General features: G+C 39.5%; 15 protein-coding genes and 1 other annotated feature. Of the genes, 2 read left to right on the top strand and 13 right to left on the bottom strand.

Annotated features, from left to right (window positions below):
- Positions 1–13 precede the first annotated feature (13 nt).
- The 6 genes from polX to J7W16_RS01135 form a co-directional block, all read right to left on the bottom strand.
- Positions 14–1732 (bottom strand): DNA polymerase/3'-5' exonuclease PolX, encoded by a 1719-nt coding sequence (gene polX, locus J7W16_RS01110; RefSeq protein WP_210595086.1) that lies wholly within the window; start codon positions 1730–1732, stop codon positions 14–16.
- 121 nt (positions 1733–1853) lie between these two features.
- Positions 1854–2393 (bottom strand): CvpA family protein, encoded by a 540-nt coding sequence (locus J7W16_RS01115; RefSeq protein WP_210595087.1) that lies wholly within the window; start codon positions 2391–2393, stop codon positions 1854–1856.
- Position 2394: 1 nt separating this feature from the next.
- Positions 2395–2655 carry a cell division protein ZapA gene (gene zapA / locus J7W16_RS01120; RefSeq protein ID WP_210595088.1) on the bottom strand — a complete coding sequence of 87 codons (261 nt, stop codon included), beginning with the start codon at positions 2653–2655 and terminating at the stop codon, positions 2395–2397.
- A gap of 148 nt (positions 2656–2803) precedes the next feature.
- Positions 2804–5233 (bottom strand): phenylalanine--tRNA ligase subunit beta, encoded by a 2430-nt coding sequence (gene pheT, locus J7W16_RS01125; protein WP_210595089.1) that lies wholly within the window; start codon positions 5231–5233, stop codon positions 2804–2806.
- Positions 5234–5247: 14 nt separating this feature from the next.
- The gene (gene pheS, locus J7W16_RS01130) at positions 5248–6282 is read right to left on the bottom strand and encodes a phenylalanine--tRNA ligase subunit alpha (protein WP_210595090.1); all 1035 of its coding nucleotides are present in this window, start codon (positions 6280–6282) and stop codon (positions 5248–5250) included.
- Positions 6283–6628: 346 nt separating this feature from the next.
- Entirely contained in the window at positions 6629–7384 is a 756-nt protein-coding gene (locus J7W16_RS01135; RefSeq protein ID WP_210595091.1) for a TrmH family RNA methyltransferase, read from the bottom strand.
- Positions 7385–7511: 127 nt separating this feature from the next.
- Here J7W16_RS01135 and sspI point away from each other — a divergent pair, with 127 nt between their 5' ends.
- Positions 7512–7718, top strand: a complete 207-nt coding sequence (gene sspI / locus J7W16_RS01140) for a small acid-soluble spore protein SspI (RefSeq protein WP_210595092.1) — start codon at positions 7512–7514, stop codon at positions 7716–7718.
- A gap of 766 nt (positions 7719–8484) precedes the next feature.
- Here sspI and J7W16_RS01145 read toward each other — a convergent pair.
- On the bottom strand, positions 8485–9561 hold the full coding sequence (locus J7W16_RS01145; RefSeq protein ID WP_210595093.1) for a M42 family metallopeptidase: 1077 nt from the start codon (positions 9559–9561) through the stop codon (positions 8485–8487).
- 61 nt (positions 9562–9622) lie between these two features.
- On the bottom strand, positions 9623–10111 hold the full coding sequence (locus tag J7W16_RS01150; RefSeq protein WP_210595094.1) for a dUTP diphosphatase: 489 nt from the start codon (positions 10109–10111) through the stop codon (positions 9623–9625).
- A 154-nt stretch (positions 10112–10265) separates the two neighbouring features.
- On the opposite strand from J7W16_RS01150, the gene J7W16_RS01155 reads away from it, so the two are divergent.
- The gene (locus J7W16_RS01155) at positions 10266–10649 is read left to right on the top strand and encodes a sigma-w pathway protein ysdB (protein WP_210595095.1); all 384 of its coding nucleotides are present in this window, start codon (positions 10266–10268) and stop codon (positions 10647–10649) included.
- A 24-nt stretch (positions 10650–10673) separates the two neighbouring features.
- On the opposite strand, the gene J7W16_RS01160 is transcribed toward J7W16_RS01155, so the two are convergent.
- The 5 genes from J7W16_RS01160 to infC form a co-directional block, all read right to left on the bottom strand.
- Entirely contained in the window at positions 10674–11246 is a 573-nt protein-coding gene (locus tag J7W16_RS01160) for a TVP38/TMEM64 family protein (protein WP_210595096.1), read from the bottom strand.
- A gap of 197 nt (positions 11247–11443) precedes the next feature.
- Positions 11444–11713 carry a DUF1294 domain-containing protein gene (locus J7W16_RS01165; protein WP_210595097.1) on the bottom strand — a complete coding sequence of 90 codons (270 nt, stop codon included), beginning with the start codon at positions 11711–11713 and terminating at the stop codon, positions 11444–11446.
- Between the two features lie 74 nt (positions 11714–11787).
- On the bottom strand, positions 11788–12147 hold the full coding sequence (gene rplT / locus J7W16_RS01170; protein ID WP_210595098.1) for a 50S ribosomal protein L20: 360 nt from the start codon (positions 12145–12147) through the stop codon (positions 11788–11790).
- A 31-nt stretch (positions 12148–12178) separates the two neighbouring features.
- Entirely contained in the window at positions 12179–12379 is a 201-nt protein-coding gene (gene rpmI / locus J7W16_RS01175) for a 50S ribosomal protein L35 (protein WP_210595099.1), read from the bottom strand.
- A 43-nt stretch (positions 12380–12422) separates the two neighbouring features.
- Positions 12423–12926 carry a translation initiation factor IF-3 gene (gene infC, locus J7W16_RS01180; RefSeq protein WP_210595100.1) on the bottom strand — a complete coding sequence of 168 codons (504 nt, stop codon included), beginning with the start codon at positions 12924–12926 and terminating at the stop codon, positions 12423–12425.
- An 80-nt stretch (positions 12927–13006) separates the two neighbouring features.
- Positions 13007–13125 (bottom strand) — a sequence feature (ribosomal protein L20 leader region).
- Positions 13126–13229 lie beyond the last annotated feature (104 nt).

A 13229-nucleotide genomic window follows, 5' to 3' on the forward strand; every position in this document is an offset into this window, starting at 1 on the left:
TATGCGTTCTATACTAATTATGACGCTTTAAAAAAGCTTCAATCTTCTCAAGCGGCCATGTATTCATGACAGAACTCCCTTTTAGCATTGCACTTCTAGCAACACCAGCTCCGTAATGCATATCAGTCAATGTTTCTCTTCGATGAGCATCTGTATTAATCGCAAGGATGACCCCTGCCTCTTCAGCTTTCTTTAACCAATGTGCCGCTAAATCAAAGCGATACGGACTCGCATTCAGCTCTAGAGCGGTATTCGTCTCCTTCGCTAAATTAATTAATTGCTCGACATCTACATCGTACCCTTCTCGTCGACCTAGAATTCTTCCTGTCGGATGAGCAATCAAATCAACATGTGGATTTAATAATGCTGTTTTCAAACGACTCATAATCGTCGCTTGATCCTGCTGAAACGATGAATGAATTGAAGCAATGACAAAATCAACCTCAGCTAAAAGTTCATCATCATAATCTAATGTACCATCCGGTAAAATGTCCATTTCAATCCCTGTCAAAATCGTAATATCGTCGTATTGTTCGTTTAAATCGCGAATTAATTGATGTTGTTCTTTAAGTTGGTCAACAGATAACCCATTTGCTACTTTTAGAAACTTTGAGTGATCTGTGATCGCTATATACTCATATCCCATACTTCTAGAAGCCTCAACCATCTCCTTGATTGAATGGGCACCATCGCTCCAAGTCGTATGCATATGTAGATCACCTTTGATATCATTCGTTGTAATATAATAATTGGTTTCATCCTCCATCGCAAGTTCGACTTCTCCTTGATCCTCTCTTGCTTCTGGTGGGATATAGGATAGACCAAAATGATTAAAGAATTCGTCTTCTGTTGTAAACGTCTTAACTTCTCCTGTTTCGACATTTTCGACACCGTACTCACTAATTTTTTCTCCTCTTTTTTTAGCAAGCTGTCTCATTTTGACATTATGATCCTTTGAGCCAGTAAAATGATGTAATGTCGTTGCAAATTCTTCTTCTGTAACTAAACGGAAATCAATTGAGATCGGAAAACCGGCCATCACTTCAACAGATACCTTCGTGTCACCACTTGCTATGACTTTTGTTACAATCGGAAGTGCTAATAACTGTTCACGCACTTCGCTAACATCATCAGTCGCTATGATAAAATCTAGGTCCTTCACACTTTCCCTTAACCGTCTAAGGCTACCTGCTAAAGAATAGCGAATAACCCCTTTCATTGAAGCCAAGCTTTCTTGTACTTGTTCGGCGACTGGCAAAACGAGGGGCAGAGCTAATCGTTCTGGTCGAACCGTCGCTTCCTCAAGGGCAATAAGGATTTTCTCCTCCGTCTTTTTACCAAAGCCAGCTAATTGCTGAACCTTTTTGTCAAGACAAGCTTGTCTTAGTGATTCGACATCAACGACTTCAAGCTCTTGGTAAAGCTTACCAATTTTCTTCCCGCCTAGTCCTTGGATGTTCAAAAGCTCCAATAAACCAGAAGGAAGCTCTTCAGTTAATTCTTCATACATACTTGATTTTCCTGTTCCTTTTAACTCCATAATCACTTCCGCAGTCGCTTTTCCAATGCCATTCAATGTTGCCGGTTCTTCAATTTCATCTAATGTTCTCTGATCGGCTTCAAGTGCCTGTGCTGCCTTGCGATAGGCAGATATTTTAAAGGAATTCTCACCTTTTATTTCAAGATAAATCGAAATCATTTCGAGGATTTTAATAACTTCTTTTTTATTCATTGTCACCCGATCCTTTCATCTTCTCTATCATACCGATAGTTCATAGTGAAAATCAACGAAGAGGATTAACAAAAAAAGACCTGAACTCCAAAACAAAATGTTTTAGAAAGATCAGATCCATCTATATAGTATTCCCTTCCCATAAATCCTTAAGCCATTCTGACAAAAATGGTGTATGGTTTAAAATAAACTGTGCTGCAATTGAGCGTTGTATCTCTGCTTGCACAAGTTCAACCGGCACAAGTGCGGCAACCAATAAGATGATAAACAAAATTAAATAAGCTTCAACAAAGCAAAATACTCCGCCAAGAAATTGATTAACAGATCTTAGAATCGGAAGATGTGCTAAGAAATCTAACATTGAACCAATTAAATGCAGGATGATCTTTGTACTAAAAAATAAAAGTGCAAAAGCAATCCCAGAATAATAAACATGTTCAGCATCAAATGAGCTAATGATCATTCCAACTGTACTATCATCTGAAATTTGTGGGTATGGAATCCAAAGACGGATGTAGGATGCTAACTCTCTGAAATATGTATAAGCAACGAAAATAGCAACTACAAAGCTAATTAGATGGATGATCTGTAGTATAAACCCTCTTCGTAGCCCAATGAAAAAGCTACCAATCAATATAAGTATAAGAATAAAACTAAGCATGTCACTCGTCTCCTGTCGTTCTCCGTTCCTGTTTCAATTCTTCTAATTCTTGTAAAACCTTCATATAATCATCTACTACATTGACAGCTGTTAAGACAGCAAGCCTTGTTGTATCTAAATATGGGTTTAATTTCTTTATTTCTTTCATTTTCTGATCAACAACTTTTGCCACTTTCTTCACATGTGCCGGAGGCTCTTGCCCGACAACCGTATATTGTTGACTATAAATCGTTACAGTTATCCGTTGCTTTTCATTCTGCATAGACTCGAAAAGCCTCCTCATCTCATTCTGCTAATCTCTGACAAAATCCTACCTTCTATCATAACACGAACTAGTAAAGATGGAAATAAAAAGAGAGTGAAAAAGGTTCCTAACCTTTTTTCACTCTCTAAGGAACAATTAAAGCCAATTACCCTCTTAAGCTAGCTCCAATTTTTTCTTCAAGCTGCTCTAACACCTGCTGATGTATTTTCGTTACTTCATCATCAGTTAACGTTCGTTCAACATCTAAATAAGTAAGTGAAAATGCTAACGATTTCTTACCTTGTTCCATATGCTCTCCCTCATATAAATCAAACACACGGACGTTCTTTAGCAAGTCCCCACCAGCTTGTAAAATAACATCTTCTACTTCTTTAGCTGAACGCTCCTTGTCAACCACTAATGCAATGTCACGAACCATTGCCGGAAAACGAGGTAATGACTGATAAAGAACAGAATTTGTTTCAAATGATAGGATTGATTCCAAATCCAACTGGTACACATACGTCTCTTTTAAATCAAGTTCCTTCTGCTTTGCTGGATGAACCTGACCAACAAATCCAATCTCTTTTTCATTCAAAGTAATCATTGCTGTACGACCAGGATGCATATCAGTCTTTTGAACTTGCTTAAATTGGACAGACTCACTCAGACCAAGCTCTAAGAACAAGCCTTCTAATATTCCTTTAACGACAAAGAAATCAACCGTCTTTTTCTCTCCTTGCCAAGAGTGCTCATGCCACAAACCAGTCAAAGCTCCAGCAACCATTTCCTTTTCTTTCGGTTGCTTCGTTAATGTTTCTTCCTCACTTAAGAAGATTGAACCAATTTCATATACATGGACATCTTGATTTTTGCGATTGAAATTATAGCTGAGGACATCGAACAAGTGCGGAATTAAGCTCGTTCTCATCGTACTTCGATCTTCACTCATTGGCATAGCTAACCGAACATCAAGTAGACCTTCGGATTGTCCTGCAAAGCCTTTTGCCTTTTCAGGGCTTGTTAATGAGTACGTAATGACTTGTGATAGCCCCGATTGTTCTAAGACACGACGTACACGACGACGCTTCTTTTGATAATCAGTGAGTGCACCTTGTGTTGTTGCACCATATGGTAAGGTTGTTGGGATATGATCATACCCGTATAGGCGAGCAACCTCCTCAACCAAATCTTCTTCAATTTGAATATCAGCTCTGCGTGTCGGTGCTGTAACAAGAAGAGTTGTATCTTCTGTTTGTTCATACGTAAATCCTAAACGATCCATGAATCTTTTCACTTCATCAATCGTGACATTCATTCCTAGTCGGTTATTCATTCTCGCAAGCTCAAGCTCAACTGTTGCAGGTTCAACGTTAAGTTGATCCTGTTCAACGACTCCAGAAACAATTGTGCCTCCCGTAAGCTCAGCAATTAGACTCGCCGCTCGTTTTCCGGCTTCAAGGACGCGATTCGGATCAACACCCTTTTCATAACGAGCACTAGCATCACTTCGTAGCCCAAGTTCCCGAGACGATTTACGAATGGTTGTCGGCTTGAAATAAGCAGCCTCTAATAATACAGTCGTTGTACCTGAATGAACCTCAGATGTTGCTCCGCCCATCACACCAGCAATCGCAACAGGTTCATGTCCATTTGTAATAAGAAGATGCTCACTCGATAACGTACGCTCCTGATCGTCTAATGTAACCATTTTCTCACCATCTTGAGCCCGACGAACAACGACTTGCTTTGAACCGAAACGATCATAATCGAACGCATGTAATGGTTGACCGTATTCTAAGAGTACATAATTCGTTACATCGACAACATTACTAATTGGACGAATTCCCGCAGCGATTAAACGATTTTGAAGCCAAAGTGGTGAAGGTCCTACTTTGATATCCTTTATCATAATTGCACCATAATAAGGATTATCATCAGGTACATCAACTTTTACAGAAATATAATCAGACGCCTGCTCTTCATTTGCCTTTATGTTAAGCTCTGGTAATCTTACTTCTCTTTCATACAGTGCAGCAATTTCATAGGCTACCCCAATCATATTCAAACAATCAGAGCGATTAGGTGTTAAATCAAGCTCTAGTACCTCATCGTCTAGGTTCAGTGCTGCTAATGCATCACTTCCAACTTCGACCTTTTCACTGAACACATAAATGCCTTCAGCAAATTCTTTTTGCACGAGTTTGCTCTCAATCCCTAATTCTTGCAAAGAACAAATCATCCCTTGCGAAACCTCGCCACGGAGCTTTGCCTTTTTTATTTTAAAGTTTCCTGGTAGGATCGCTCCAACTTTCGCTACAGCTACAAGTTGGCCTGCAGCTACATTTGGTGCCCCGCATACGATTTGAACTGGTTCTTCTTCACCAATATCAACAAGACAGACATTAAGCTTATCAGCATTTGGATGCTGATTGCATTCCTTAACATGACCGACAACTACGCCTGAAATCCCTTTATTTAACTTGTGAATGAAATCAATTTCAATTCCTCCACGTGTCATTTTTTCTGCAATATCCTGTGGACTAACATCTTGAATATCCACGTATTCCTGTAACCATTTATATGAGACAAGCATTTACATATCCTCCTTTACGCCCGTTTGAATTGTGCAAGAAAACGCACATCATTTGTATAGAAATGACGAATATCATCAATATCATATTTCAGCATGGCTAGTCGCTCAGCTCCCATACCGAATGCAAATCCACTATATTTCGTTGAGTCAAACCCACTCATTTCAAGAACACGTGGGTGAACCATTCCTGCTCCTAGCACTTCAATCCAGCCAGATTGCTTACAAATACGACAGCCTTTACCAGCACACATTCCACAAGATACATCTACCTCAACTGAAGGCTCTGTAAAAGGAAAGAAGCTGGGACGAAGGCGAATTTCTCGATCTTCCCCGAAAAATGCTTTAGCGAACTGCTCTAGCACGCCTTTTAAATCGCTCATCCGAACATGTTCATCAACATACAAACCTTCAATTTGCATGAATTGATGTGAATGGGTCGCGTCATCGTCATCACGTCTGAACACTTTCCCAGGACAAATAACCTTTACTGGCCCTTTCCCTTCATGTTTCTCCATCGTACGTGCTTGTACCGGCGAAGTATGTGTGCGAAGCAGTAATTCGTCTGTGAAATAAAACGAATCCTGCATATCACGAGCCGGATGATCCTTCGGAAGATTCAATGCTTCGAAATTGTAGTAGTCAACCTCTACTTCTGGTCCTTCAGCAACAGAGAAACCAAGTCCAAGAAACGCATCCTCTACTTCCTCAACGACAATTGTCAACGGATGTCTTGAACCAGAACTGACCGGACGGCCAGGTAATGTCACATCAATACTTTCTTCAGCAAGCTGTTGCTCAATTGCTGCTTGCTCAAGCAGCACTTCCTTTGCATCTACCTCAACCTTGATCGCATCACGAACGTCATTTGCCATTTGACCAATCACTGGTCTTTCTTCAGCTGATAATTTGCCCATACCACGTAGAACCTCGGTAATCGGCCCCTTCTTACCAAGATAGGCAACTCTAACTTCTTGCAATGACTTCACATCTTCAGCAGCCTTCACTTTAGCTAATGCTTCGTCTCGTAATTCCTCTAAACGTTCTTTCATTTGGATCCTCCTTTTTTCTTTTTCCACATAAAAAAGAGCCTTCGCTCCCGCAAAAGGGACGAAGACTCGTGGTACCACCCTTAGTTACATGCAATCAGAGTGATCACAATGTTTCTTCATTGTCTTAACGGTTTAACCGGAACACCTTCACAAACCTACGTCTGTGATCCAGTGTCTGCTCCAGAGTGAATTCAGTCCTTCCTACCATGAAGATGCTTGCAGTCTAGGACATCTTCTCCCTGTAAGGCGGTTATGGGCGTACTACTCTCTTTCGTTGCATTTTTACAATATCCACTTATCTTTGCTTTTTCATTATAGAGAAAGTTTTGAATCGTTGCAACCGTTGTTAGCCCCTTAAATAATACAGAAGAACGCCTGTTGCCACTGCGACATTTAGTGATTCTGCATGGCCATAAATTGGAACATATAGATTCTGGTCTGTTCGGTCAAGTATTTCCTGACTTACACCTTCTCCTTCATTCCCGACAATTAACGCAAATTGTTCTTGAGGTTCGATAGCTGAGTATGAGCTAGCTCCCTCTAATGCTGTTCCAAATACAGGAATCCCCGCTTCCTTTAACCACTGGATCCAGACGAGCAAATCACCTTTTACTACTGGTAAATGAAAAATCGATCCTTGTGATGATCGAATAACTTTACTATTAAAAAGATCAACACTACCTTCTCCTAAAACAACCCCTGTCATTCCAGCAGCGTCTGCGGTACGGATCATCGTTCCAAGGTTTCCTGGATCTTGGACACGGTCTGCTAATAAATAGCGTCCTTCAAGCGTATCAATAGCAGGAGATACTGGCAGTTCACAGATCGCTGCTATCCCTTGTGGACTTTCCGTTTCAGAGATCTCTTTCATCACTTGATCACTAACAACAATCATTTCACAACCATTAATCAGTTCATTACTAGGTGCCACTATCTCCTCTGTCATAAGGACAACTTGAACAACAATCGGCGACTTGAGAGCTTCTTCTATTAAATGATGACCTTCCACCATAAACATACCAGCTTTCTCTCTACCTTTTCTCGTATGTAATTTCTTCCATGCCTTTATACGTTCATTTTTAATCGAATCAATTCGTTTCATCCCTAACTCCTTTTTTCATCTACTATCCTTAAGACATCATACCGATTTTTTTTAACATAATCCAGTAAAGGCTGAGACATACTAGCGATAGAACCATTCATTACCACATAAAAGGAGTGCGATAACTATGGGTTTTAATCTACGCGGTGCCATTATGGCCAATATTCAAGGTAGCTCGGAACAAGAGGTCGAAGCAACAATTAGCGATGCCGTCTCACGCGGTGAAGAAAAAATGCTTCCAGGATTAGGTGTAATGTTTGAAGTATATTGGAAACATGCGACAGATCAACAAAAAGAACAGCTTTGCGAACAAATTAGTCAAGGACTACAATAAATCGGCTTGTTGTCATCGAAAGCATACGGAATAACGAGGCTGGGACTAAAGTGATTTAACTATAGAAATCCGAATAATGGTATAAAACGCCCCTGAAATATAATCAGCTTTCTACGAGAGACTTATTTCAAGAGCTACGTAATACTTTATTCTGTATTTCAGTTAAACACTTTGTTATGTCCCAGTCTCGTTATTTTAATAATAAAAATAGCAGCTGTTGCCCAAACAAGGGAATGGTGTACTAAATATGTGGTCCTGTCTTATCGATTTCTTTATATGCCTTCCTATTTTGTGTGGATTCACTTTCCTTTATTGTATTTTAAAATAAATTTTGAAACATAACGTCTGAACCTCATTCCGGTATAGCCCTTTTCAACTTTATATTTTATCGATATTGTGACCTTTGAGGGAACCAGGATCCACTTAATCCTGTTTGTTACAGCTTTTCATTCTTTTAGGGGAATGAGGATCCATTCATTTTTATTATTCGGACTAACAACAAAAGGAAACCAATTCTCATTTCACTTCATACAAAGCGGACGGGATGGGAGGGCCGACTCCTGCAGGATGAGACGGGCAGGTGGAAATCCACCGGCATAGCCGGTTAGTTCCACGCCCTCCTGCGGAAAGCGTGCCCCCCATCCCGGTAGCGGGATCGAAGCGTCTTATTATGACTCTAGACTAATCTCACTTACAAAAAAAACTTGTCGACGGCCTCTTATAGAGAATTTGTCGACAAGCTTCCTATATCCTATTTAAACTTAAATCAATCAAACGTAATTTTCGCTACAGTGTCTTTATCAAGCTTCTTAATGACTTCAACAATCAACTTCACTGCATTTTCATAGTCATCACGGTGAAGCATCGCTGCATGGGTATGAATATAGCGTGTTGCAATCGTAATCGAAAGAGCAGGTACTCCATTTGCAGTTAAATGAATTGCACCAGAATCTGTTCCTCCACCAGCCATTGAATCAAACTGATATGGAATATTATTTTCATCAGCAGTGTCTGTTACAAAATCACGCAGTCCTTTATGTGAGACCATTGATGAGTCATAAAGAACGATTTGTGGACCTTCACCCATTTTGGCTAATGCTTCTTTCTCTGTCACTCCAGGAGTGTCACCAGCAATACCCACATCAACACCAAAGCCAATATCTGGTTGGATTAAATGAGCAGATGTACGAGCCCCGCGAAGACCTATCTCCTCTTGCACGGTTCCTACACCATACACCGTATTTGGATGCTCTACTCCTTTAAGCTCTCGTAACACATCAATTGCGATAGCACAACCAATTCTGTTATCCCATGCTTTTGCCATTAAGTATTTCTCATTCTTCATGACAGTAAATTCACAAACAGGTACAACTGAATCTCCTGGGCGTACGCCGAATTCAATCGCTTCTTCCTTACTTGATGCACCGATATCAATAAACATATCCTTTTTATCTGTCGGCTTTTTACGTGCTTCTGGAGTTAAAATATGCGGAGGCTTTGAGCCAACAACCCCAGGAATATTACCGTTTTTCGTCATAATCGTTACACGTTGTGCGAGCATAACTTGCTCCCACCAACCACCAACGGTCTGGAAGCGTAGGAAACCTTTATCATCGATGCTCGTTACCATGAAACCAATTTCATCTAAATGGCCAGCAATCATGATTTTTGGACCATCGGCTTTTCCAACCTTTTTTGCAACTAAACTACCAAGACCATCTGTCGTTACCTCATCAGCAAATGGAGTAATGTATTTAGCCATGACCTCACGTACTTCGCGTTCATTCCCTGGAATACCATTAGCATCTGTCAAATCTTTAAGCATTTGTAAACGTTCATCCATTATGTATCGCTCCCTTTCATTCTACTTCTACAGTATACCGAAAACTATTTCGCTACTCAAACTAATATCCTTCATCCTGACGCTGATGATTAACTTTATTCTTCTCCAAATAAGCTGCTTCTATTTCAGTAATCGTGAAATCCAATTGATCTCCTAATGATAGAAATGCAGTGAATAATTTTTGAAAGGCATCCTTCGTTTGAAATTGCTCCAATTCATGAGCACAGTTGAACACATACAAAAATTGTTCCGTTGTTGTTCTAGGTGCATCATTGCTATAATCTAACGTAACATTTGTATGTCCTAAGGCTAGGCCAAGTGTAAGGACGAAATGAAGACCATCAACGTATTCCTCTAGAATAATTTCCTTTTCGGAGCCTGCTTTTTTGCTCCAATATTTGAAACATCTTGTTTCATTGGCAAGTTCACCTAACTCGACAAAGAAGGCAAGCATTTTTTCTGCAAATAAAGATTTTCCTTGAAGTTTGTGCTCGTCAATAATTCGATCATTAAGCTCCTGCTGAATATGGAACATTGCTTGTACATCCATGTCATTACCTCCTCTCTTCAAAAAAAATAACTATTTTTTTAAATAAAAATGCAACCACAAGTATTCTTCATACGTATTGTACAATACAAGTCTCTTTGCTTTCATCTTTTCTTTGTGTAAACTAAAATGTAACACCTCATAAGGAGGACTGTCTATGATTTATGTATTTAGAATCTTAATTCTTATTGCCTTGCTCATTCTAACGTATAGTGCCTTTAAATACCTATTTCACCCACGCCGAAAACTTGAACAGGCTCACGAAAAAAAACAATACTTTTTCTATGATGATGATAAGGATGTCCGAAAAAATTTCTTACTCACGTATAAAGGTGTAATGTTCGAGGGCGAAAAGTATTTAGGAACAACAAATGATTCGTTTGATATTGTGACGGTCTACATTTGGGTCAAACACCCAGAGAAATTAGCTGGCCTAACTAAAGAGGATTTCACATTTATTACTGACGATGTCCAGGTTCGATACCCAAGTACAAAAGTCGAATGGAAAAGTCCAATTAAAGAATTTCTTAAAAAAAACTAGAAGATCATCGACTCACGTGATCTTCTAGTCTTTTTTTTGAAAAAATGCCTCCCACTCAATCGTTGTTCGCTTCTTTCTTAACCCGAAAAATAACAACACTAAAAACAAAGCAAAAAACACCGTACCTTGTAGAGGTAACTCATGGATCATGCCACCAAATGCTGTGTAAATAATCGCTGGAGGGATGCTAAGAATGATCGACTTCTTTGAATATTGTCTAAAGGATTTCGTCGTTTCAATTACATACAAAGAAACTAGATGAAAATGCACCAACGGCATCACGCGCATGACCATTAATTGAGCTAGATTTAATCTAGTTGTATCCTTTACAAATTTATGTTGCAATCGGCTTAATTTCTTTCTAAACCGAGGAAACAGATAAATGATGTAATAAAACACCATACTTACTAGGGACAATCCAATTATTGAATAAAGAGAACCATAAAAGATACCGAATATATAGCCACCAACTAAACAAACAAGCAAAACAGGAATAAATAAAACTTGTCTTACTACATGAAGCATAATGAAAAAAAGGGGAGCCAGCCACCCTGATTGTTCAATGAAGTACTGTGAGCGTTCAAGATACTCTTGCATGTATTTTCGCCTCCACTCTATAACGAGGGCACTTGAAAAGGGATACTTCTTTACTTTTTTCAGCTGCCTTTAAGCATGAGAGGAACCATTTGCTTTGTCCAAAGCTCGTTTGTTTACGTTTTTCTAGTAGGAGAACAACGTATGGAACCATTTTCTCAAATCTGCTAAAGGCACTATTCATACGCCTCCACTCTATCCTATGCAGAAGTGGACAGGATGATGAAGGTTACGCTAATGATTTGGGCAATGATGATCATAGGTAGCCCTAATGAAAAACTTCTTTTCTTCGTTTTATGACGAAAAAGGTTCATCCCAGTGAACACACCAATGCTTCCACCAATCAACGCAAAAAGAAATAATGTCCTTTCTGAAATGCGGTACTGGCCTTTTTTTGCACGTTGTTTATCTATGCCCATTACACTAAATCCTATTACATTAATCAAAAGAACATACACATACCATGCCACAGCGATTCCCCCTAAAAATTATTTTTCAAAAAAAAAAGTACGACATGACGTCGTACTTTCCTTTTATTTATCAATTAAGCATTTAAGCTTGTTTTTGCTTTATCAGCAAGTTGAGCAAATGCTTGCTCATCGTTGATTGCAAGATCAGCTAAGATCTTACGGTTAACATTGATTTCAGCAAGCTTTAAGCCATGCATGAAACGGCTATAAGAAAGACCATTCATACGAGCTGCTGCGTTGATACGTGTAATCCAAAGCTTACGGAAATCACGCTTTTTATTACGACGATCACGGTAAGCATAAAGTAATGACTTCATTACCTGACCTTGTGCTGACTTAAATAACGTATGTTTAGAACCGTAATACCCTTTTGCTAATTTTAAAACCTTCTTACGACGACGACGAGCGACATAACCGCCTTTTACTCTTGGCATCGAAGTTCCCTCCTTAATCCGAACAGATCAATTATTTTTTGTACGTTAACATTGAACGAATACGCTTGAAATCACCAGAACTAACCATTCCAGCTTTACGTAACTTACGCTTTTGCTTTTGAGACTTGTTTCCGAATAAGTGACTAGTGAATGCGTGCGAACGCTTAAGCTTCCCAGATCCAGTCTTCTTAAAACGCTTAGCAGCGCCACGGTGAGTTTTCATTTTTGGCATAACTCAGGTCCTCCTTTAATCTTGTTCAAGCTATCAGCAGTAATTACTTTTCAACTTTAGGAGCGAGCATTAAGAACATGCTTCGTCCTTCCATCTTAGGCATTGATTCAACTACTGCGATGTCTTCACACTCTTTTGCAAGACGCTCAAGTACTTTTCTTCCGATCTGAGAGTGAGTAATTGCACGTCCGCGGAAACGAATCGCTGCCTTTACCTTATCTCCCTTTTCAAGAAACTTACGAGCGTTACGAAGCTTCGTATTAAAGTCATTATCTTCAATTGTCGGGCTCAAACGAACCTCTTTAACATTGATGATCTTTTGCTTTTTACGAGTTTCCTTGTCTTTCTTTTGTTGCTCATAACGGAATTTACCGTAGTCCATGATACGACACACGGGTGGTTTCGCAGTTGGGGATACACAAACTAAGTCAAGGTTGACATTTTGAGCCATTTCAAGTGCTTCTTGTTTTGGCGTAATCCCAATTTGATCTCCATTTGCTCCAATAAGACGAACTTCACGTGCACGAATCCCTTCATTGACCAACATATTGTCTTTACTAATAATGAGCCACCTCCAAAGGATTTTAACAAACTAAAGCAACCTCGGTTTCCCGATGCCCTCTTTTAAACAAAAAATAAGTGTGGGCATACTACGCCCACACTTGTTGTGTCATCTAAAATGAAACTCATCATACCTGTCAACAATCCGTCAATCAGGTGAGAAGCGGGCGCTTCTTCTTGCCTTGTTCGTAATATTCAATTGATTACTGATTAACTTTATCATAATCGGTAGAAGGTGTCAACACCTGTTAGTTATCGACTATAATAGTGTACCTTCTCTATTGTAGAA

The sequence above is a fragment of the Halalkalibacter suaedae genome, assembly GCF_017939705.1.
GTDB classification, from domain to species: domain Bacteria; phylum Bacillota; class Bacilli; order Bacillales; family Bacillaceae_D; genus Halalkalibacter; species Halalkalibacter suaedae.

Bases quoted from the DNA above. Each gene is read 5' to 3' on its own strand.
- rplT (WP_210595098.1), bottom strand. From the start codon at position 12,147: ATGCCAAGAGTAAAAGGCGGTTATGTCGCTCGTCGTCGTCGTAAGAAG.
- sspI (WP_210595092.1), top strand. From the start codon at position 7,512: ATGGGTTTTAATCTACGCGGTGCCATTATGGCCAATATTCAAGGTAGC.
- pheS (WP_210595090.1), bottom strand. From the start codon at position 6,282: ATGAAAGAACGTTTAGAGGAATTACGAGACGAAGCATTAGCTAAAGTG.
- rpmI (WP_210595099.1), bottom strand. From the start codon at position 12,379: ATGCCAAAAATGAAAACTCACCGTGGCGCTGCTAAGCGTTTTAAGAAG.
- J7W16_RS01150 (WP_210595094.1), bottom strand. From the start codon at position 10,111: ATGGATGTACAAGCAATGTTCCATATTCAGCAGGAGCTTAATGATCGA.
- polX (WP_210595086.1), bottom strand. From the start codon at position 1,732: ATGAATAAAAAAGAAGTTATTAAAATCCTCGAAATGATTTCGATTTAT.
- infC (WP_210595100.1), bottom strand. From the start codon at position 12,926: ATGTTGGTCAATGAAGGGATTCGTGCACGTGAAGTTCGTCTTATTGGA.
- J7W16_RS01115 (WP_210595087.1), bottom strand. From the start codon at position 2,393: ATGCTTAGTTTTATTCTTATACTTATATTGATTGGTAGCTTTTTCATT.
- J7W16_RS01135 (WP_210595091.1), bottom strand. From the start codon at position 7,384: ATGAAACGAATTGATTCGATTAAAAATGAACGTATAAAGGCATGGAAG.
- J7W16_RS01145 (WP_210595093.1), bottom strand. From the start codon at position 9,561: ATGGATGAACGTTTACAAATGCTTAAAGATTTGACAGATGCTAATGGT.
- pheT (WP_210595089.1), bottom strand. From the start codon at position 5,233: ATGCTTGTCTCATATAAATGGTTACAGGAATACGTGGATATTCAAGAT.
- zapA (WP_210595088.1), bottom strand. From the start codon at position 2,655: ATGCAGAATGAAAAGCAACGGATAACTGTAACGATTTATAGTCAACAA.
- J7W16_RS01155 (WP_210595095.1), top strand. From the start codon at position 10,266: ATGATTTATGTATTTAGAATCTTAATTCTTATTGCCTTGCTCATTCTA.
- J7W16_RS01160 (WP_210595096.1), bottom strand. From the start codon at position 11,246: ATGCAAGAGTATCTTGAACGCTCACAGTACTTCATTGAACAATCAGGG.